This is a genomic window from Bisgaardia hudsonensis (genome assembly GCF_004345785.1).
In the GTDB taxonomy this organism is placed as follows: Bacteria; Pseudomonadota; Gammaproteobacteria; order Enterobacterales; family Pasteurellaceae; genus Bisgaardia; species Bisgaardia hudsonensis.
The window spans coordinates 161,385-182,597 of sequence record NZ_SLXI01000004.1 but is presented as its reverse complement, the minus strand read 5'-3'; the positions used below and the strand labels follow the sequence as shown (position 1 = coordinate 182,597).

General features: G+C 35.3%; 21 protein-coding genes, 4 tRNA genes and 1 other RNA gene. 7 read left to right on the top strand and 19 right to left on the bottom strand.

Annotation, left to right across the window (positions count from 1 at the left end; all coding sequences use genetic code 11):
- Window positions 1-79: 79 nt before the first annotated feature.
- From rpoB to EV697_RS06860, 12 genes are all read right to left on the bottom strand, one after another.
- Window positions 80-4,108 (bottom strand): DNA-directed RNA polymerase subunit beta, encoded by a 4,029-nt coding sequence (gene rpoB / locus EV697_RS06915; protein WP_132024012.1) that lies wholly within the window; start codon window positions 4,106-4,108, stop codon window positions 80-82.
- A gap of 247 nt (window positions 4,109-4,355) precedes the next feature.
- On the bottom strand, window positions 4,356-4,724 hold the full coding sequence (gene rplL / locus EV697_RS06910) for a 50S ribosomal protein L7/L12 (protein WP_132024010.1): 369 nt from the start codon (window positions 4,722-4,724) through the stop codon (window positions 4,356-4,358).
- Between the two features lie 63 nt (window positions 4,725-4,787).
- Window positions 4,788-5,279 (bottom strand): 50S ribosomal protein L10, encoded by a 492-nt coding sequence (rplJ, locus tag EV697_RS06905; RefSeq protein WP_132024008.1) that lies wholly within the window; start codon window positions 5,277-5,279, stop codon window positions 4,788-4,790.
- A 276-nt stretch (window positions 5,280-5,555) separates the two neighbouring features.
- Window positions 5,556-6,245, bottom strand: coding sequence for a 50S ribosomal protein L1 (gene rplA / locus EV697_RS06900; RefSeq protein WP_132024006.1), 690 nt, complete (start codon window positions 6,243-6,245; stop codon window positions 5,556-5,558).
- Between the two features lie 4 nt (window positions 6,246-6,249).
- Window positions 6,250-6,678, bottom strand: coding sequence for a 50S ribosomal protein L11 (gene rplK / locus EV697_RS06895; RefSeq protein ID WP_132024004.1), 429 nt, complete (start codon window positions 6,676-6,678; stop codon window positions 6,250-6,252).
- 152 nt (window positions 6,679-6,830) lie between these two features.
- On the bottom strand, window positions 6,831-7,379 hold the full coding sequence (gene nusG, locus EV697_RS06890; protein WP_132024002.1) for a transcription termination/antitermination protein NusG: 549 nt from the start codon (window positions 7,377-7,379) through the stop codon (window positions 6,831-6,833).
- Window position 7,380: 1 nt separating this feature from the next.
- Window positions 7,381-7,791 carry a preprotein translocase subunit SecE gene (gene secE, locus EV697_RS06885; RefSeq protein ID WP_132024000.1) on the bottom strand — a complete coding sequence of 137 codons (411 nt, stop codon included), beginning with the start codon at window positions 7,789-7,791 and terminating at the stop codon, window positions 7,381-7,383.
- 181 nt (window positions 7,792-7,972) lie between these two features.
- Window positions 7,973-9,157 (bottom strand): elongation factor Tu, encoded by a 1,185-nt coding sequence (gene tuf, locus EV697_RS06880; RefSeq protein WP_132023998.1) that lies wholly within the window; start codon window positions 9,155-9,157, stop codon window positions 7,973-7,975.
- Between the two features lie 93 nt (window positions 9,158-9,250).
- A tRNA-Thr gene (locus tag EV697_RS06875) sits at window positions 9,251-9,326 on the bottom strand.
- A 3-nt stretch (window positions 9,327-9,329) separates the two neighbouring features.
- Window positions 9,330-9,404, bottom strand: a tRNA-Gly gene (locus EV697_RS06870).
- A 44-nt stretch (window positions 9,405-9,448) separates the two neighbouring features.
- Window positions 9,449-9,533: transfer RNA gene (locus tag EV697_RS06865), tRNA-Tyr, on the bottom strand.
- Window positions 9,534-9,563: 30 nt separating this feature from the next.
- Window positions 9,564-9,639 (bottom strand) — tRNA-Thr (locus EV697_RS06860).
- A gap of 215 nt (window positions 9,640-9,854) precedes the next feature.
- Between EV697_RS06860 and coaA the strand changes: the two genes are divergently transcribed.
- Window positions 9,855-10,808, top strand: coding sequence for a type I pantothenate kinase (gene coaA / locus EV697_RS06855; RefSeq protein WP_132023996.1), 954 nt, complete (start codon window positions 9,855-9,857; stop codon window positions 10,806-10,808).
- A 60-nt stretch (window positions 10,809-10,868) separates the two neighbouring features.
- Here the strand turns inward: coaA and EV697_RS06850 are convergent, their stop codons facing one another.
- From EV697_RS06850 to EV697_RS06835, 4 genes are read right to left on the bottom strand one after another with little or no spacing between them, the layout of a single operon-like run.
- A complete protein-coding gene (locus tag EV697_RS06850) occupies window positions 10,869-12,038 on the bottom strand; it encodes an FAD-dependent monooxygenase (protein WP_132023994.1) in 1,170 nt (389 codons plus the stop codon).
- Window positions 12,039-12,076: 38 nt separating this feature from the next.
- Entirely contained in the window at window positions 12,077-13,297 is a 1,221-nt protein-coding gene (ubiH, locus tag EV697_RS06845; RefSeq protein ID WP_132023992.1) for a 2-octaprenyl-6-methoxyphenyl hydroxylase, read from the bottom strand.
- Between the two features lie 42 nt (window positions 13,298-13,339).
- Window positions 13,340-14,677: a Xaa-Pro aminopeptidase gene (gene pepP / locus EV697_RS06840; RefSeq protein ID WP_132023990.1), complete on the bottom strand. Its 1,338-nt coding sequence runs from the start codon at window positions 14,675-14,677 to the stop codon at window positions 13,340-13,342.
- Window positions 14,678-14,691: 14 nt separating this feature from the next.
- A complete protein-coding gene (locus EV697_RS06835) occupies window positions 14,692-15,252 on the bottom strand; it encodes a YecA/YgfB family protein (RefSeq protein ID WP_132023988.1) in 561 nt (186 codons plus the stop codon).
- A gap of 147 nt (window positions 15,253-15,399) precedes the next feature.
- Between EV697_RS06835 and EV697_RS06830 the strand changes: the two genes are divergently transcribed.
- From EV697_RS06830 to EV697_RS06805, 6 genes are all read left to right on the top strand, one after another.
- Window positions 15,400-15,702: a cell division protein ZapA gene (locus EV697_RS06830; RefSeq protein ID WP_132023986.1), complete on the top strand. Its 303-nt coding sequence runs from the start codon at window positions 15,400-15,402 to the stop codon at window positions 15,700-15,702.
- A gap of 83 nt (window positions 15,703-15,785) precedes the next feature.
- Window positions 15,786-15,982, top strand: a non-coding RNA gene (gene ssrS / locus EV697_RS06825) — 6S RNA.
- Between the two features lie 21 nt (window positions 15,983-16,003).
- Window positions 16,004-16,576 (top strand): 5-formyltetrahydrofolate cyclo-ligase, encoded by a 573-nt coding sequence (locus tag EV697_RS06820; RefSeq protein WP_176672780.1) that lies wholly within the window; start codon window positions 16,004-16,006, stop codon window positions 16,574-16,576.
- 87 nt (window positions 16,577-16,663) lie between these two features.
- Window positions 16,664-17,647, top strand: coding sequence for an aminodeoxychorismate synthase component I (locus EV697_RS06815; RefSeq protein WP_132023984.1), 984 nt, complete (start codon window positions 16,664-16,666; stop codon window positions 17,645-17,647).
- Window positions 17,648-17,662: 15 nt separating this feature from the next.
- Window positions 17,663-18,241: an aminotransferase class IV family protein gene (locus EV697_RS06810; protein ID WP_132023982.1), complete on the top strand. Its 579-nt coding sequence runs from the start codon at window positions 17,663-17,665 to the stop codon at window positions 18,239-18,241.
- A gap of 35 nt (window positions 18,242-18,276) precedes the next feature.
- Window positions 18,277-18,663, top strand: a complete 387-nt coding sequence (locus EV697_RS06805) for a RidA family protein (RefSeq protein WP_132023980.1) — start codon at window positions 18,277-18,279, stop codon at window positions 18,661-18,663.
- A gap of 141 nt (window positions 18,664-18,804) precedes the next feature.
- On the opposite strand, the gene ispH is transcribed toward EV697_RS06805, so the two are convergent.
- The 3 genes from ispH to menB are packed head-to-tail and all read right to left on the bottom strand — an operon-like array spanning window position 18,805 to window position 21,131.
- Window positions 18,805-19,746: a 4-hydroxy-3-methylbut-2-enyl diphosphate reductase gene (gene ispH / locus EV697_RS06800; RefSeq protein WP_132023978.1), complete on the bottom strand. Its 942-nt coding sequence runs from the start codon at window positions 19,744-19,746 to the stop codon at window positions 18,805-18,807.
- A gap of 16 nt (window positions 19,747-19,762) precedes the next feature.
- Window positions 19,763-20,251 (bottom strand): signal peptidase II, encoded by a 489-nt coding sequence (gene lspA / locus EV697_RS06795; protein ID WP_132023976.1) that lies wholly within the window; start codon window positions 20,249-20,251, stop codon window positions 19,763-19,765.
- Between the two features lie 22 nt (window positions 20,252-20,273).
- The gene (menB, locus tag EV697_RS06790; protein ID WP_132023974.1) at window positions 20,274-21,131 is read right to left on the bottom strand and encodes a 1,4-dihydroxy-2-naphthoyl-CoA synthase; all 858 of its coding nucleotides are present in this window, start codon (window positions 21,129-21,131) and stop codon (window positions 20,274-20,276) included.
- Window positions 21,132-21,213 lie beyond the last annotated feature (82 nt).

Genomic DNA, 21,213 nt, shown 5'->3' with positions numbered 1-21,213 from the left:
GTCGGAGTTAAACTTATTCAAGTGCGGTAAAATTTTTATTATTTCTACCGCACTTGGGCGTAATTTAGAGTTTTACCAATTACTCTTCGTCTAGATCAATATTAAGACCTAATGAACGAATTTCTTTCATAATTACATTGAAAGATTCTGGTGTACCAGGATCCATTTGATGCGTGCCGCCTACAATATTTTTATACATTTTAGTACGACCATTCACATCATCTGATTTCACAGTTAACATTTCTTGTAAAGTATAAGCTGCACCATAGGCTTCTAATGCCCATACCTCCATCTCACCGAAACGTTGACCACCAAATTGAGCTTTACCACCCAAAGGCTGTTGAGTAACAAGACTATAAGACCCCGTTGAACGTGCATGCATTTTATCATCAACTAAGTGATTTAACTTAAGCATATACATATAACCAACAGTAACAGGACGCTCAAATTGTTCCCCTGTTCGTCCATCATATAATGTAATTTGTCCAGAGGTCGGTAAGCCACCAAGTTCTAATAATCCTTTAATCTCACTTTCATCTGCACCATCAAATACAGGTGTTGCTAAAGGCATACCTTTACGTAAATTCTCTGCTAAACGCATTACTTCTTCATCAGTAAAGGTATTTAAATCAACAACTTGTTCTCCTTGACCTAAATCATAAGCTTTCTGAATATAGCCTCGCAATTTTTCAACATCTTGTTTTTGTTTGATCATCGCATTGATTTGATCACCAATCCCTTTAGCAGCCAAACCTAAGTGAGTTTCTAGAATCTGACCAATATTCATTCGAGAAGGAACCCCCAATGGATTCAATACAATATCAACAGGTTGACCATTTTCATCGTATGGCATATCTTCAACTGGATTTATTTTTGAAATAACCCCTTTGTTACCATGACGACCAGCCATTTTATCACCTGGTTGAATACGACGTTTAACCGCAAGATAAACTTTAACGATTTTTAAGACACCTGGTGCTAAATCATCACCTTGGATAATCTTACCACGTTGCACTTCTAATTTATGTTCAAAGTCCTTACGTAGTTCTTCATATTGCTCTGCAAGTTGCTCTAACTGCGTTTGTTGAGCTTCATCAACTAAAGTTAACTCTAACCATTGCTTACGATTTAAACTGTCTAAATGTGACTCAGATAAACCACCTGCAACCAATAAATTACGAACACGAGCAAATAGACCAGCTTCTAAAATTTCTAGTTCTTCAACTAAATCTTTCTTGGCTTGCTTAAGTTGCATTTCTTCAATTTCTAATGCTCGTTTATCTTTTTCTACTCCATCACGAGTAAATACTTGAACATCGATAACGGTACCAGAAACACTATTAGGAACTCGCAATGAAGAATCTTTAACATCAGAGGCTTTTTCACCAAAAATGGCACGTAACAACTTCTCTTCTGGCGTTAATTGTGTTTCACCTTTTGGCGTAACTTTACCAACAAGAATATCGCCACCTTTAACTTCAGCACCGATATAAACAATCCCCGATTCATCAAGTTTACTTAATGCAGATTCACCAACATTTGGAATATCTGCTGTAATTTCTTCTGAACCTAATTTAGTATCACGAGCAACGCAAGAAAGTTCTTGAATATGAATAGTAGTGAAACGATCTTCTTGAACTACTCTTTCAGACACTAACATAGAATCTTCAAAGTTATAACCATTCCAAGGCATAAATGCAACACGCATATTCTGACCAAGAGCTAGCTCGCCCAGATCTGTTGATGGACCATCAGCAAGAATTTCACCTCGCTCAATTGGTTCGCCGAGTTCAACACAAGGAATTTGATTAATACAAGTATTTTGGTTAGATCGAGTGTATTTTATTAAATTATAAATATCAATACCCGCTTCACCAGCAATAGTTTCATCTTCGTTCACTTTAACAACGATACGAGAAGCATCTACATATTGGATTGTACCACCACGTTTTGCTACAACGGCAACACCAGAATCCAATGCAACAGGTTTTTCCATTCCAGTACCAACAAGTGGCTTATCAGCTCGTAATGTAGGAACCGCTTGACGTTGCATGTTTGCACCCATCAAGGCACGGTTTGCATCATCATGTTCTAAGAATGGAATTAACGCTGCTGCGACAGAAACTATTTGTTGAGTTGATACATCCATATAATGAATTTCATCAGGACGATATAAACCTGATTCGCCGTGTTCCCCACGAGCAGTAACAAATGCATCAGTAAAACGGAAATTCTCATCAAGGTTTGAGTTAGCCTGAGCAATAACATATTTACCTTCTTCAATAGCAGATAAATATTCAATTTCTTCTGTCACTTGTCCATTAACTACTTTTCGATATGGAGTTTCTAAGAAACCGTAATCATTAGTGCGTGCGTACACAGATAATGAGTTAATCAAACCGATATTTGGACCTTCAGGCGTTTCGATTGGACAAACACGTCCATAATGAGTTGCATGAACATCTCGAACTTCAAAACCAGCTCTTTCTCGAGTTAAACCACCTGGACCTAATGCTGAAATACGACGTTTATGTGTTACTTCTGATAAAGGGTTATTTTGATCCATAAACTGAGAAAGTTGTGATGAACCAAAAAATTCTTTAACTGCGGCTGAAATCGGCTTAGCGTTAATTAAATCTTGCGGTGTTACTGCATCAAGATCGCCCAAGGATAAACGTTCTTTTACTGCACGTTCAACTCGTACTAATCCAATGCGGAATTGGTTTTCAGCCATTTCACCAACAGAACGAATACGACGATTTCCTAAATGGTCAATATCATCAACTTCCCCGTGACCATTACGAATATCAATCAATTTTTTCATTACATTGACGATATCATCATTACTTAAAATACCGCTACCTGTCGTTTCTTCAATACCTAAAGAACGATTAAACTTCATTCGACCTACTGCAGATAAATCATAACGATCAGAAGAGAAAAACAGATTATCAAATAAATTTTCTGCTGCCTCTTTTGTTGGTGGTTCACCTGGACGCATCATTCGATAAATTTCAACCAAGGCACTCAAACGATCGGTAGATGGATCAACTCTTAATGTTTCTGAAATATAAGGGCCTGAATCCAAATCATTAGTAAATAAAGTTTCTATTTTTTTATAGCCTGCACTGGATAATTTTGCGAGTAATTCTAAAGAAATTTCCATATTCGCAGGGCAAATAATTTCGCCGGTATCAAGATCAACATAATCTTTCGCAGAAACTTTTCCAACGATATATTCAGTAGGCACTTCTACTTGAGATATTTTATCTTTTGCTAATGCTTTTACATGTCTAGCTGTTATTCGGCGACCACGTTCAACATAGACTGTCCCATTCGCTTCAATATCAAAAGATGCGGTTTCACCTCTCAAGCGTTCAGGTACTAAAGTCATTAATAATTTATTGTCTTGAATATTAAATTCCACTTTTTCAAAGAAAATATTTAAAATTTCTTCAGTAGTATAATTTAATGCTCTAAGAATAATTGTTGCGGGTAATTTACGACGACGGTCAATACGAGCAAATAAATTATCTTTCGGATCAAATTCAAAATCTAACCACGATCCACGATAAGGAATAATACGCGCATTATATAAAACCTTTCCAGATGAATGAGTTTTTCCTTTGTCGCTATCAAAGAATACGCCTGGACTACGATGTAGTTGAGAAACAATAACACGTTCTGTTCCATTAATAACAAAGGTTCCATTATTTGTCATTAATGGGATTTCTCCCATATATACTTCTTGTTCTTTTATATCTTTAATTGTGCCAGGTGCTGCATCTCTATCGTAACTAATTAATCTTAGTTTTACACGTAATGGTGCAGCATAAGTAATACCTCGGATTTGACATTCTCTAACATCAAATACAGGTTCACCTAATTGATAACTTACATATTGTAACTCTGTACTTCCATTATTACTTACAATAGGAAATACAGAACGGAAAGCGGCTTCTAAACCTTGCTCACCATCGGGATCTCTTTGAATAAATTTATCAAAAGAGTCAAGTTGAATAGTTAATAAATAAGGTACATTTAAAACTTGCGGACGTTTGCCGAAGCTTTTACGAATTCGTTTTTTCTCGGTATATGAGTAAACCATAGGGTTCCTCTGCTTGTTGTTCAGTGACCCAACCGTAACATATAACATTACGGCAATAATTGACCGTTAAAAATGACCGCACTCTGAACCTTACTTCTGTAGTGGGTAAGAACTCAAAATAATAAATATTAAATTGAGCGAACAAAAATAAATAACGGTAAATTTATTCTTGTTAGTAGAATAGCACAAAATGGCTGATGGAAAACCAACAGCCATTTAACCTGAAAACAGGTACAGTAGAGCTAAATTACTTAACTTCTACTTGTGCACCAGCTTCTTCTAATGCTTTCTTAAGCTCTTCAGCTTCAGCTTTAGAAATGCCTTCTTTTAAGTTAGCTGGAGCAGACTCAACTAAATCTTTAGCTTCTTTTAAGCCTAGACCAGTTGCAGTACGTACTGCTTTGATTACTGCTACTTTATTAGCACCAGCTGCTGTAAGAACAACATCAAACTCAGTTTTTTCTTCAGCTGCTTCAGCTGGACCTGCTGCTACCGCCACAGCTGCCGCTGCTGCAGAAACACCAAATTTTTCTTCCATTGCAGAAATCAATTCTACAATTTCAGTTACAGATTTAGAAGCAATAGCTTCAATAATTTGTTCGTTAGTTAATGACATAGCAATCAATTCCTAAAGTAAATAAATTTAATAAGTTAAAAAGCGACTTAATCCTAAATAAAATTAAGCGGCTTCTTCTAATTTGTCGCGTAATGCCGCAAGAGTGCGAACGAGTTTTCCTGCCGCAGCTTCTTTCATTGTACCCATTAAACGTGCAATTGCTTCTTCGTAAGTTGGCAATGTTGCTAAGAAATCAACATCTTGAACCTTACCTTCAAAGGCAGCACCTTTAATTTCAAACTTACCATTTGCTTTTGCAAAATCTTTAAATAAACGAGCAGCCGCACCAGGATGTTCGTTAGAAAAAGCGATAAGTGTAGGACCTACAAACGCATCTTTTAAACATTCGTAATCTGTACCTTCAACTGCACGACGTAATAAAGTATTACGAACGACACGAATAGATACACCTGCCTCACGAGCTGTTTTACGTAATTCAGTCATTTTATCAACTGTAACGCCACGAGAATCCGCGATAACAGCTGATAGGGCACCTTTGGCTGCTTCATTTACTTCAGCAACAATCGCTTGTTTATTTTGAAGATTTAATGCCATTGGCTTTTAGCTCCTGAATACACTCCGATTTCTCGGAATTAAAATACCCAATAATCAAATTATTGGGACTACTAGGTGCACAGAAGCAAGAAAAATTCTTATTCTGTATCACCATCTACGTAGGATTATTAAAAAATAATATTATTATTTTCCCTACGGTCTTGGACGGGGCTTGAATTTAAGGTCAAGCACCAACCAGAAAAAACTATGTTAAACATAATTTAAGGGGATGGATTATATCAATAAACTCATCCCCTGTAAAGAACAGAGTATAACTTATAAGCTATTTTGATCTATTGCTACACCAGCGCCTTGAGTTGTAGAAAGACTAACTTTCTTAACAAAAATACCCTTAGCCGTAGTAGGTTTAGCTTTATTTAAAGCAGCTAAAAGTGCTTGTAAATTTTCTCTTAATTGCTCTTCTGAGAAAGTTGCTTTACCAATAGTTGAATGGATTATACCATTTTTATCATTACGGTAGCGAACCTGACCTGATTTTGCATTTTTAACTGCTTCTGCAACATTAGGGGTAACCGTTCCAACTTTAGGATTTGGCATTAAACCACGAGGCCCTAAAATTTGACCTAATTGACCAACCACACGCATTGCATCAGGAGAAGCGATAACTACATCAAAATTCATTTCACCTTTCTTAACTTGTTCAGCTAAGTCTTCCATACCTACTAAATCAGCACCAGCTTCTTTAGCGGCATCAGCATTTGCACCTTGAGTAAATACAGCAACACGTACTTCTCTACCTGTGCCATGTGGTAAAACAGTTGCACCACGAACATTTTGGTCTGACTTACGTGGATCGATACCTAAATTTACAGCAACATCAACACTTTCAACAAATTTATCAGTAGTAAACTGTTTCAATAATGCAATTGCTTCATTGATTTCATAAGCTTTAGTAGAATCTACGCCAGCTTTGATTGCTTTCATTTTCTTAGTCAATTTAGCCATCGTATTAGTCCTCCACTACTAAGCCCATTGAACGTGCAGTACCTTCAATAGATTTCATCTTAGTTTCAATTGTTGCACCTGTCATATCTGCTGCTTTTAATTCAGCAATTTCACGAACTTGTGCACTCGTTACTTTACCAACTTTAGTTTTATTTGGTTTACCAGAACCCGATTTAACACCAGCTGCTTTTTTCAATAGAACAGCTGCTGGAGGTGTCTTAGTAATAAAAGTAAAAGAACGATCCGCATAAACGGTAATAACTACTGGAATAGGTAAACCTTTTTCAAGGCTCTCTGTACGTGCATTAAATGCTTTACAAAATTCCATAATATTAACACCTTGTTGACCTAATGCAGGACCAACTGGAGGTGAAGGGTTAGCCATACCTGCTGCGACTTGCAACTTGACATAGGCTTGAACTTTCTTTGCCATTTTTAATTTCCTCTAAATGGGTAATAACGCTATCACTAGCTTCCCTGTTTGTATAAAGAAAAGCATTCTAATTAAATGCAATCACTATTTCAAGTAAAATAATCAAAAGATACTAACTAAAATCAGTATTTTCATTTCACTCAAATCTTTAATTAATTTTTTTCAATCTGACCGAACTCTAATTCAACTGGAGTTGCACGACCAAATATAGAAACAGAAACTTTTAATCGTCCTTTTTCATAATCAATCTCTTCTACTGTACCAGTAAAATCTGCAAAAGGTCCTTCTGTAACACGAACTTCTTCCCCAGGTTGGAACATAGTTCTTGGTTTTGGTTTATCCGAATTCTGTTCTAAGCGATTCAGAATCAAATTTGCTTCTTTATCACTAATTGGAGCTGGTTTATCAGGAGTCCCACCAATAAATCCCATTACCCTAGGCACGCTACGAACTAGCTGCCAAGTATAATCATTCATTTCCATTTGAACTAATACGTAACCAGGAAAATACTTACGTTCGCTCTTTCTCCGTTTGCCCCCAACATTTTCTACCACTTCTTCTGTAGGAACAAGAACTTCACCAAATTGCTCTTCCATTTGATGTAATTTAATATATTCACGTAATGTTGTCGCCACTCTAGCTTCGAAACCTGAAAATGCTTGAAGTACATACCAACGTTTTTTTTGAGCATTCTCTGTCATATTAGAACCTTAAATCCGTTAAAAATGTAATTAATGAAACAATTATTGAATCAAAACCCCATAAAATAAGCGATACAATAACCGTTACACCCATTACGATCAGAGTCGTCTGTGTTGTTTCAGGACGAGTAGGCCATACGATTCGTCTTAATTCAATTCTAGCATCTTTTAAAAATCTACGTGCTTTCGTTCCTTGATTTGTAATAGCTAAAAAACCTAAAGCTATTAATAATCCAACTACCACACCAACAACTCTAATTGCTGTTGAAAATAAATCTACAAAATAAATATTACCAACTGCTGTTAAAACAACGACAAACGTGGCCAATAACCATAGAAAAGTATTTAAACCTTTTGATTTTTCTGTTTCAATTTCAGGAGAAAGCTTTTTCTTATCAATATCTAACGCCATAATTTATCCATGAGTGAATTTAAATAATAATTTAAATAATAAAAGGGGGATGTATTTTAGCCCGAGATTGTAACATTTTCTTATTTTATTGCCTATAAAAAAATTAATTTTCTTCATCTTTTTATGTTAATGACAAAAAAGGGATCATAAGATCCCTTTTTATCCTTCATGTTCTGCTTAATTATTTAATAATTTTTGCAACAACACCCGCACCTACTGTACGTCCACCTTCACGAATCGCAAAGCGTAAACCTTGGTCCATCGCGATTGGGTGAATTAAGCTTACTACCATTTTGATATTATCGCCTGGCATTACCATTTCTACGCCTTCTGGTAATTCAATCGTTCCTGTTACATCTGTTGTACGGAAATAGAATTGTGGGCGGTAACCTTTAAAGAATGGAGTATGACGTCCACCTTCATCTTTTGATAATACGTAAACTTCTGATTCAAAGTCTGTATGTGGTGTAATTGAACCTGGTTTCGCTAATACTTGTCCACGTTCGATTTCTTCACGTTTTGTTCCACGTAATAATGCACCTACGTTCTCACCTGCACGACCTTCGTCTAGCAATTTACGGAACATTTCCACACCTGTTACTGTTGTTTTTGTTGTTGGTTTAATACCAACAATTTCAACTTCTTCACCTGTACGGATAACACCACGCTCTACACGACCTGTTACTACTGTTCCACGTCCTGAAATTGAGAATACATCTTCAATTGGTAATAAGAATGGCTGATCGATTGCACGCTCTGGCTCTGGAATATAGCTATCTAAATGACCTGCTAATTCAACAATCTTATCTTCCCACTCTGGTACACCATTTAATGCTTGTAATGCTGAACCACGTACGATTGGTGTGTCATCACCTGGGAAATCATATTGTGAAAGAAGTTCACGAACTTCCATTTCTACTAATTCTAATAATTCTTCATCATCAACCATATCACATTTATTTAAGAATACGATGATGTAAGGTACACCTACTTGGCGTCCTAAAAGTATATGCTCACGTGTTTGTGGCATTGGGCCATCTGTTGCTGCTACTACTAAAATAGCACCATCCATTTGTGCCGCACCGGTAATCATGTTTTTTACATAATCCGCGTGTCCTGGACAGTCAACGTGTGCATAGTGGCGTGTTTCTGTATCATATTCAACGTGTGAAGTATTGATAGTGATACCACGTGCTTTTTCTTCTGGTGCATTATCAATTTGATCAAATGCACGTGCAGCACCACCGAATTTTTTCGATAATACTGTTGTAATTGCTGCTGTTAAAGTTGTTTTACCATGGTCAACGTGGCCTATTGTACCCACGTTAACGTGTGGTTTTTTACGTTCAAATTTTTCTTTAGACATTAAGAGTCCCTCTAGATAAACACGGTTATCGATGGTTCAAAATACCACATTAACCCAAAACTTATTTAATAAAAGGAGAGCTGAAAATTAGGATGGTGCTGATAGGCGGATTTGAACCGCCGACCTCACCCTTACCAAGGGTGCGCTCTACCAACTGAGCTATATCAGCGCTTGGAGCGGGCAGCGGGAATCGAACCCGCATCATCAGCTTGGAAGGCTGAGGTAATAGCCATTATACGATGCCCGCAGTCCTAAATTCATCTATCCATCAGATTCATAAATCATATTAAATGGTGGAGGGAGAAGGATTCGAACCTTCGAAGGCTGAGCCGGCAGATTTACAGTCTGCTCCCTTTGGCCGCTCGGGAATCCCTCCACATTATAAATGAACTTGACTACGAAAGAATGGTGCCGACTATCGGAATCGAACTGATGACCTACTGATTACAAGTCAGTTGCTCTACCTACTGAGCTAAGTCGGCGTCGTAAACAAGTAAGGCGTATTATAGGGAAATTTTTACGCCTGACAAGTGTTTTTTAAAAAAAATGTTTTTTTTTGTATTGTTTGATTAGTTGTTATTCAATAATGCTTAAATTTAACCAATATAATAAATTTTTATTATAAATTTTATGCAAATTTAATCAGTTATCGTGTATATTTCTCCTACATTAACTATTGATACCCAAAAAATTTACTGTGAATATACTAAATTTAGATACTATTTCTGATCAGCTTACCCCATTTCTTACTTTCAATCGTGAGCAATGGTCAGAATTACGCAAATCAGTTCCCCTAACATTAACAGAACAAGATTTAAAACCTTTATTGGGGTTTAACGAAGAATTATCACTTGATGAAGTCAGTACAATATACTTACCACTCACTCGCTTAATTAATTATTACATTGATGAAAATCTAAAACGACAAACTGTATTAAATCGTTTTTTAGGCGTTCATCATTCTAAAGTTCCTTACATTATCAGTATTGCAGGTAGTGTTTCTGTTGGAAAGAGTACCTCTGCAAGAATTTTGCAATCATTACTATCAACCTGGTCATCAGCCAGAAAAGTAGATCTGATAACGACAGATGGGTTTCTATATCCACTTGAAAAATTAGAAAAAGAAAATTTACTGGATAAAAAAGGTTTTCCAATTTCTTATGATACGCCAAACTTAATTCGTTTTTTAGCTGATGTAAAATCAGGAAAAGCAAAAGTTAAAGCCCCCATTTATTCGCATTTAATTTATGATATTGTGGCTAATCAATTTGATATTGTGGATAATCCTGATATTTTAATTTTAGAAGGGCTTAATGTATTACAAACAAGAACGGATAAATTAAATCAAATATTTGTGTCTGATTTTGTAGATTTCTCTATTTTTGTAGATGCAGAAGAAAATTTATTAAAAGAATGGTATATAAAACGCTTTTTAAAATTTAGACAAACAGCATTCAGTGATCCTAACTCTTATTTTAAACATTATGCCACACTATCAAAAGAAGAAGCGATTAAAACTGCTTCAAAAATTTGGGATGATATTAATGGGTTAAATTTACGCCAAAACATATTACCAACGAGAGAGCGCGCAAATTTAATCTTGAAGAAAGGAAAAGATCATGCCATTGAATTGGTAAAATTAAGAAAATAACCTTTTTTACTTATAAATAAGCCTATAATAATCAATTATTATAGGCTTAAAATTTATTTCTTAGATTCCCATTGCTTGTTTTATCAATAATTCTTTAACGAAAGTCATTTTGTCCGTTGTTGTTACGCCAATACCACGTGCTAATTTTTTTAATGGATTATCGCCATCAAAGATTGTCTTTAAGCCTTGCATTGCGGCGAGCATTTTAACGGCTTCTGTTTTACGCCAACGTTCATAGTAACGTAAATAGCGATATTCACCAATATCCACTGCTGAGGCTAAATTTTTATGAATTTCTTGAGCCAGTGCAATGGCATCCTGAAATCCTAAATTAACCCCTAATCCAGCCAAAGGATGAATCGTGTGAGCGGCATCACCCACTAATGCCACTCGTTCTTTTGCAAAATTGCGAGCATAACGAGCGGTTAATTGAATAGCACGACGCGAGCTTTGAACTTCACATAAACCAAGCTGGTTATCAAAGGCAACCGTTAGGTGTTTATTAAATTCATTATCATCGCATAAAGTTAAATACTTAGCCTGTTCTGGAGGTAAAGACCAAACGATAGAACAAAGATTGTCATTGTGTAACGGGAGAAAAGCTAAAATACTATCTTTAGAAAAAATTTGTCTTGCACAATGTTGATGTGATTCAGCAGTTTTTACATTACAGACTAAAGCATGATGACCATAATCACGAAATATTAATGGAATATCAACTTGTTTACGTACCCAAGAATTCGCACCATCAGCACCAACTATTAGCTTACTTGATAACATTTCGCCATTATCTAAAGATACAATCGCATTACTTTCAGTGACTCCTAAACTTGTAGGAAGTGCGGTAATAATTTCAACGTTTTTTTGAGTTTGTACTTTATCCCATAGCACTTTTTGAATTAAATGATTTTCGACAATATGCCCTAAATGAGAAACACCAAGTCCTTTAGTATCAAATTTTATATTAGCAAAACTGTCTTTTTCCCACACCTGCATTTTATCATAAGCGGTCGCTCGTAAGTCCAATACATCTTGCCATACACCTATTTTTTCAAGCATTTTTTGGCTAGCTAAATTTAAGGCACTCACACGATTAGTGATTTCAGTTACAGGAATCTGAGTAGGAAAGCCCTCTATAACCGCAATACGTAATTGGCTATCAGTTAAACTGGCAGCTAATGCTAACCCAACCATTCCGCCACCGACAATAGCTAAATCAAATGTTTTCATGTTAATAACCCTATTTATGTGCTACAAATTTAAACTACTTAAACCCAACCCAACGTTGGTTTCGCAAAATATTGTCTTAATAATGATGATTGTGACAATGCCATCAAACCTAAATTACGCCCAACTTGGAATGGCAGTAAATTATTTGCAAAGACTGATAATAATCCATTAGTTAACGTCATAATATGTTGCTGATCATTTTCTCTTGTATTTGCATACTTTTCTAGCCAACTATAACAACCAAAATCTATACCTTGTAAGTACCCCTGAGCAATGATCTCGGCTAAATTCATCACATCTCGAATACCAAGATTAAATCCTTGACCCGCAATAGGATGTAACGTTTGTACAGAATTACCTATTAATGCCACTCTATTTTGGATATGCTGTTCTGCTTGATACAAATTTAATGGATAAGCAAAACGTTGACCGCATTGCTGTAATTTCCCCAATCGCCAACCAAAACGTTGTTGTAATTGATTTAAAAATGCGGAGTCATCCAACTTTAATAAAGGCTCAACCTCTTTAACACACCAAACTAAAGACATTAAATTATTTTCCATTGGCAATAATGCCACAGGTCCTTCATCAGTAAATCGCTCAAAAGCCCGACCTTGATGTGCTTGTTGTACCAATACGTTAGTAATTACCGCTGTCTGTTGATATTCCTGAATAATGTTTTGAGAAATCCCCGCGGATTGTGCTACTTGAGAAAATGTACCATCGGCACCAACAACTAATCTTGCTTGTAAAGTGCGGTCATTTTTTAAGGTAATTTTGGCAAAATTATTGTTATTATTTTCTTGAATATCAATACAATCGATCTCAACAGGAGCAATATAATCAATATTGGGATATTGGTTAATCGCTTCCAACAAAATGCTGCCTGTTTTTTGTAGTTCAATCACTGCACCAAGTTGTGCTAGACCAAACTCATCAGATTTAAACTCGACTAATCCAGCATGCCCTTTATCAGAAACATGAATTTGAGTAATTGGTGTAGATAAAGGTTGAATTTGTTGCCATAAACTTTTTCCATTTGCTAACTGAATAGCATTAAAACGCTGACAACTGCCATCAGATAAAGCAATACAACGGGCATCAAAACCACTTGAATGATGTTTTTTAGGTGCTTGTTTCTCAAGAACGGCTATTTTGATCCGACCTTGAGTGTTGGAACTTAAAGCAAGAGCCAGTGTTGCCCCAGCCATTGCTCCCCCCACGATAACTACATCGTATTGCGTTTTCTCATTACCCATTGCATTACCTTTATCTACAGTAAAATATCTTGATTAATATTTTTATTGTTGTGCCATAAGCTTTTCAATGTCATCTATTTCTTTTGGTACCGCACTAGTCAAAATTTTATTTCCATGTTCAGTGATCACAATATTATCTTCAATACGCACACCAATACCTTTATATTGCTCGGGAACATTAGATTTTGATGAAATATATAACCCCGGTTCAACAGTTAGTACCATTCCTATTTCTAACGGTCTATCACGTAAACGGCTATTACGATCTCCATTTGCAAAGGATTGACTATAACTTCCAACATCATGCACATCTAAGCCTAACCAATGCCCTAAACCGTGCATATAAAATTCACGATAAGCTTGTTGTTCAATTAATTGTTCCACATCGCCTTGTAAAATGCCTAAACGCACTAAACCTTCCACTTTAATACGCACTACTGCATCATTCACTTGTTGAATACTATTTCCAGCAACTAATAATTCAATAGCGCGTTTTTGTGCTTTTAATACAATTTCATAAATTTCACGTTGTGGTTGGGTAAACTTTCCATTAACTGGGAAAGTTCGGCTAATATCACCTGCATACATAGCAAATTCACAACCTGCATCAATTAAGACTAAATCGCCATCTTTCATTGGTTGATCATTTTCGGTGTAATGTAAAATACAAGCATTTTCACCTGCTGCTACAATACTATTATAAGAGGCATATCTCGCACCAAAACGATTAAACTCATGTAAAATTTCACTTTCCAATTCATATTCAAAACGATTAGGGCGAGCCTCTTTCATCGCACGAATATGGGCAAGTGCTGATATTTGCCCAGCTTGTTGCATTAAAGCGATTTCGTTGGTTGATTTAAATAAACGCATTTCATCAAGAATAAGAGCCACATCAAAAATACGAGGAAAATCTACCGCACTTTCTTGTTTTAATTGATTAAGTAGTATCTCTCCCCAAGATTGTTGATCTTTTTTATAATAAAGAGCGGTCAAATTTTGACTGATTTTAGGAAATATCGCTAAAAAATCCTCTATTGCATAAGCAGTATTAATTGATAATTCCTGTGGGGCTTTTTCAATGCCTAACCGACGACCATTCCAAGTTTCCATTAGCGGATCAGAAGGACGTAAAAAACAATATACTTGAGAAACACCATCACGCTTAGTGATAACTAAAATAGAATCTGGTTCGTTAAAGCCCGTCAAATACCAGAAATAACTGTCTTGACGAAAAGGATAGCAACAATCATTATTACGCACTTGTTCTTGTGATGAAAAAACAACCGCAACGGAATTATCTTCCATTTGCTCAACTAATTTTTGTCGTCTTGTAATAAATTCTTCTGCTGGCATTTTTGCCATATAAGCAAGATCCATCATTTTCTCCTTACTTAATGTAATACTGTTTTTTGTTCTTGTTGGTTTCTTTGCGGATTGAAATGTGTATAAAGTAATGCCGTAATCGTACGAACATATTCAATAATTTCTTCTAATGCGTGAGAAAGTTCTTCTTTATTGTCATCTTCGTCATAACCCAGTTGAGCAATATCTTGTAAATCATCAAGTGCTTCGCCGATTTCGCCTTTCTCTTTATCTAATTGCGGTTGATTTAAACCTAGCCCTAAAATAAAGTGATTAGTCCATTCAGATAGTGCATCGGCACGCTCAAAAACATCAGTTTCAGGTAACCAAATTTCAAAATTAAACCCATCAATATCAGCGAGTAACTGCTTAGTATGTTGATACAATGCGGTAATTTCATTTAATAATGCGGTCGGATAAGCGTGATTATCATTAGTTAATTGATACATAAGAGTTTGCCAATGTTGATCCGCTACTCCTCCACAGATAAAACCCGTTAATAATCCCTGTAATTCAAATGCGGTTACACCAATATTTGCTTGTTTTAGTTGTGTATTTAATTGAGAATAAGATATAAGTTGATCTGTCATATTTTCTTCCTATAATGAACATTGTTCTAATATACCACTGTTCTATAAAGGCAACCAATACACAATAGAATTTTTTCTTGATATTCTATGATGAGAAATATTACTGTGGCATAATAATCAATATAATTAAGACAAGTTGGAGATAAAATGTCATCTAAAACCGTAGAAATATCTGTATCAGGACAACTGTTGCGTTTAAATTGTCCCGATGATCAACAAGATAACTTACGCAAAGCTGCCAAAAATCTTGATTTACGTATTTTAGAAATGAAAGAAAAAACAGGAATTTTACAACTGGATCGTGTTTTATCTATTGTTGCACTCAATTTAAGTTACGAATTAATTCAAGAACAACAAAAAGTACAACGAATAGAAGATGTAGTAACACAGCGTATCCAACAACTAGGTAGCTCGTTGGAAGAAATACTGGTACAAAAATCAAGCGATTAAACGCAAATACCCTAATAAAATTGTCTTAAAATTAAATTTAATCTAGTCAGAATACATAAATTACGTTAGTATTCGGAAATAAGAATTACCTGAGATGTTTGCCAGTGGATAATGTCCCTGAGCCGATACTTAAAACTTTAATGAATTGGTTTTCTACTGTTGGTGTGTATACTTGTCTTGGCTTTTAGCCCTGAAGCAAGGAACCTGAAAACGGTATAACTAGTTCCCTTGAACCGTAGGGTTCAAGGACTGACATTCACAGCGGCATCTCGGGTCCTTATCGCAACTAAATTAGTTCATTATGAATATACCTATTCAGCAACAACGCCAACAAATTCGTCAACAAATCAGACAATCTCGTCAAAATCTGACCGCACTTGAGCAACAAAAAGCAGAACAAAATGTTACTCAACAAGCATTACAACTTATCGAAACAAGAAAAGCACGACATATTGCCTTATATTTATCTTTTGACGGCGAAATTTCAACAAAAAAACTAATAGAAAACTTATGGCAAAAAAAGATTGATGTTTATCTTCCTGTTTTACACCCTTTTTCAAAAGGACATTTACTTTTCTTGAAGTACGAAACATCCACGCCAATGATCAAAAATAAATTTGGAATTATTGAACCTAAACTTGATGTAACCAAAGTATTTCCCACACAGAAACTGGATATTATTTTTACCCCATTAGTTGCCTTTGACAAACAAGGTAATCGGCTCGGTATGGGAGGTGGTTTTTATGATAGAACATTACAAAATTGGCAACAAAAACACTTTATTCCCGTAGGATTAGCTCACGCCTGTCAAGAAGTGGAACAACTTCCAGTGGAAATCTGGGATATTCCATTAGCTCAAATTTTGATTGGGTAACCATTTATTTCTATTGCTTCAATGTTCCCTTTGATTTAAGCTAAAATCATACTTTCATAATAAAATAGATAAGAAAATAATTTATTTATGCCACTAACCCATTTTATCCAACAAGCCAACCAATATGGCGAACAACGTATCCCTTTTTTCTTTCTCATTGATTTTGAACAGCAAGCATCGATTATTTGCCCAATTAATGAAGCAAAGCAACAAGGAATATTTTTTGATATAAAAGGTATGAATAACATTGATTGGTCAATAGATTTACTAACACAATCTTTTTACCTAGAAAAATTCCCAATGGAATTTTCGGAATACCAAAGAGGATTTAACCTTGTTCAGCAAGAGTTACAAAAAGGTAATTCGTATTTACTCAATCTGACTTATCCAACAAAAATTCATACCAATTATAATCTGAAACAGATTTTTCAAGAATCTTCAGCTAGTTATAAGTTATTATTTGAAAATAAATTTGTTTGTTTTTCGCCTGAGCCATTTATTCATATAAAAAATAACCAAATTTTTACTTTTCCAATGAAAGGAACAATTAATGCCGAACAAGAAAATGCTAAACAAATCTTATTAGACTCCAACAAAGAACAATGCGAACATTACACTATTGTTGATCTAATGCGAAATGATTTAGCTATTGTTGCCAAAAATATCGAAGTAACCCGTTTTCGCTATGTGGAAAAAATTTACACAGAAAAAGGTTCAATCCTACAAACCAGTTCAGAAATCACTGGTGAGCTTGAAAAAAATTGGCAAAATAATATTGGTAACATATTAAGTAAACTACTACCAGCTGGCTCAATCAGCGGTGCACCAAAAGAAAAAACTGTGCAAGTTATTCAACAAGCTGAAAAACAAAAACGTGGCTATTATACTGGTATCTTTGGGCTATTTAATGGCGATACAGTGCAAAGTGCGGTAGCCATTCGCTTTATTGAGCAACAAGGAGAAAATATGTTTTTTCGTAGTGGTGGTGGTATCACCATACAAAGCAATGTAGAAGATGAATTTGCAGAGTTAATTCAAAAAGTATATATCCCTTTAAAACACAATCAATAGCAATATAAGGAAAAAATGTTTACTCTCTTTGAAACACTTTGTATTAAAAATGGCATTATCGAAAATGTGAATTACCACCAAATCCGTTATGAACAAAGTTTAAAAAAACTTTATAGTAAAAAAAGCTATCGCAAATTTGATCTAAAAAAAATTATTGAAAAAGCCACCGCACTTACGCCACTACCTCAAGCAGAGATAGTTCGTTGCCGTATTAATTATTCAAATAGTAATTATGAAATACAATTTTTTCCCTATCAACAGAAAGTATATCGTTCTTTTAAACCTGTGATTTGTGATGAAATTGATTATTCACTAAAATATTGTCATCGTGATTTACTCAATCAACTACTTGAAAAAAAAGGAGATTGTGATGAAATAATCATCATTAAAAAAGGAAGAGTAACCGATTGTTCTATTGGTAATTTAATCTTTAGACGAGGAAAGGATTGGTTTACTCCTGATACACCGCTCCTTGAAGGAACGCAACGAGCAAAATTACTTGCCGAAAATAAAATTAAATCTTGCTCTATTTCTGTAGAAGATATTGCAAAATTTGATGAAATACGCTTAATTAATGCTTTAAATGGCTTATAATGTCAATTAATTAAATAAGAATAAGGAAATTAAAAATGACAAAAATAATCCACACAGAAAATGCTCCCGCAGCAATCGGACCTTATGTACAAGCGGTTGATTTAGGTAATATGGTAATTACCTCAGGACAAATCCCCGTCAATCCAGTAACAGGAGAAATTGCCAATGATATTGTCGCTCAAACTCGCCAATCTTTAGAAAATGTCAAAGCAATTATTGAACAATCAGGACTGGTTGTTGCAAATATTGTCAAAACAACTGTTTTTGTAAAAGATTTAAATGATTTTGCAACAGTAAATAAAGAATATGAGCTATTTTTTAAAGAAAATAATCATCCAAGTTTTCCAGCTCGTTCTTGTGTTGAAGTTGCTCGCCTACCAAAAGACGTTGCAATAGAAATAGAAGCTATCGCAATACGTTGATAATTTAATCCCCTATTCAAATTAACATTGAAAGTTTATTGAATAAAAAAGGCATAGTAGATAAAAACTACTATGCCATATATCAAAAATAAAATTATTTTTTAGCTAATAATATTCAAATAAAAATTATTACAAAATTCATTAAACTGCTTTTATTCGCAATTCCTTCGGCACTTCAAAAACCGTATTTTCCTCACAACCTTGTAATTCTTCTACTGTTTCAGCACCCAGTTCCTTTAACCGATTAATAACTAACTGCACAAGTACCTCTGGTGCGGACGCTCCAGCGGTTACGCCAATTGTCTTAACATTATCAAGCCAAACAGGATCAATATCATTAGCATCATCAACTAATTTAGCAGAAACGTCCATTCTTGATGCAAGTTCCGCCAAACGATTTGAATTTGATGAGTTTTTAGAACCTACTACAATAACAAGATCAGATTGTTCAGCAAGCTTACGCACCGCTTGCTGACGATTAGTTGTCGCATAACAAATATCATTTTTTCTTGGTCCTTGAATAGCTGGATACTTTTTCTTTAACGCCTCAATCACATCACTCGTATCATCAATAGATAAAGTTGTTTGAGTCATAAAAGTAATATCTTCACTATCTTGTAAAGCTAAATTAGTAATATCCTCAACATCTTCAACAAGATAAATACCGCCTTGAGTATTATCGTATTGTCCCATTGTTCCTTCAACTTCAGGATGCCCTTCATGCCCAATTAAAATAGCCTTTACCCCTTTACGACTTGCTCTTGCAACTTGCATATGTACTTTAGTCACCAAGGGGCAAGTTGCATCAAAAACTTTTAATCCTCGATTTTTTGCTTCTTGGCGAACAGCCTGAGAAACCCCATGGGCTGAAAAAATGACAATCGCCCCATCTGGTACTTCATCAAGCTCTTCAACAAAAATAGCCCCACTTTCTTTTAAACCATTCACAACAAAACGGTTATGTACAACCTCATGCCTAACATAAATCGGTGCACCGTGGATCTCAAGAGCGAGTTCCACAATACTAATTGCACGATCAACGCCAGCACAAAAACCTCTAGGATTAGCTAGAATAATCTTCATTCGTTTTTATCACTCTCTATTTGTCATTTTTGCTTTTGAAAGAATCAATAATTAATAACATCGCACCAATAGTAATACCAATATCTGCTACATTGAAGACAGGATAATGCCAATCTCTCCAATAAAAATCAAAGAAATCAATCACAAAGCCATTGTAAGCACGATCCATTGCATTGCCTAATGCGCCACCGATAATAAGAGAATATGCAGCGTTTTGTAATAATTTACACTTAGTATTCTGATATAGAAAATAAATAAGCACCCCTGAAATAACAATAGCTAATGTAATAAAAAATAGTTTTTGCCAACCTGAATGATCTGCTAAAAAACTAAATGCCGCACCATAATTTCGTACATAAGTTAAATTAAAAACAGGAAGAATACTGATACTATCATACAATGCAAAATTTTTTATAACCAAATACTTCGTGGCTAAATCTACACAAAAAACAACCGCACTTAACCATAAAAAGGCTAACCCTGTTTTTGATTTTGTATTTATCATAATGTTAAATTATCCAAATTAATCAAGGATTACGTTTAAACTTGCTAAAATCTGGTGCTCGTTTTTCATTAAAGGCATTACGTCCCTCTTGACCTTCCTCAGTCATATAGAACAACATCGTCGCATTCCCAGCTAGCTCTTGTAAACCCGCTTGACCATCACAGTCTGCATTTAATGCTGCTTTCAAACAACGTAAAGCAATTGGACTATTACGCAACATTTCTCGACACCAACGTACTGTTTCTTTTTCTAATTCAGCATAAGGCACAACTGTATTGACTAGCCCCATATCTAATGCCTCTTGAGCATTATATTGACGACATAAAAACCAAATTTCACGTGCTTTTTTCTGTCCCACTAAACGAGCCATATAAGAAGCTCCCCAACCGCCATCAAAAGATCCTACTTTTGGACCAGTCTGACCAAAAATTGCATTATCAGCAGCAATCGTTAAATCACATAACATATGTAAAACATGACCGCCTCCAATAGCATAACCAGCTACCATAGCAACAACCGGTTTAGGACAAGTGCGAATATCTCGTTGAAAATCTAGCACATTTAAATGGTGTACCCCAGATTCATCTTTGTAGCCACCGTAATCCCCACGCACTTTTTGATCTCCGCCAGAGCAAAAGGCTTTTTCGCCTTGTCCAGTTAAAATAATCGTACCAATTTTTTCATCAAAACGAGCATCAGCAAATGCCTCAATCATTTCCTTTACCGTTTGTGGGCGAAACGCATTACGCACTTGTGGGCGATTAATAGTTATCTTAGCGATACCATCTGTGGATTTATGATAAAGAATATCCGTATAACCATCACTGTGATCTTGCCATTCTATTGGTGCATAAAGTACATCATCTTTAGGGTTTTGCATAACTTTTCCTTAATTAAAAAAACGGGGAAATTATACATTAATTTCCCCAAAAATGATCAAATGTAATAAAAATCAAAAAATA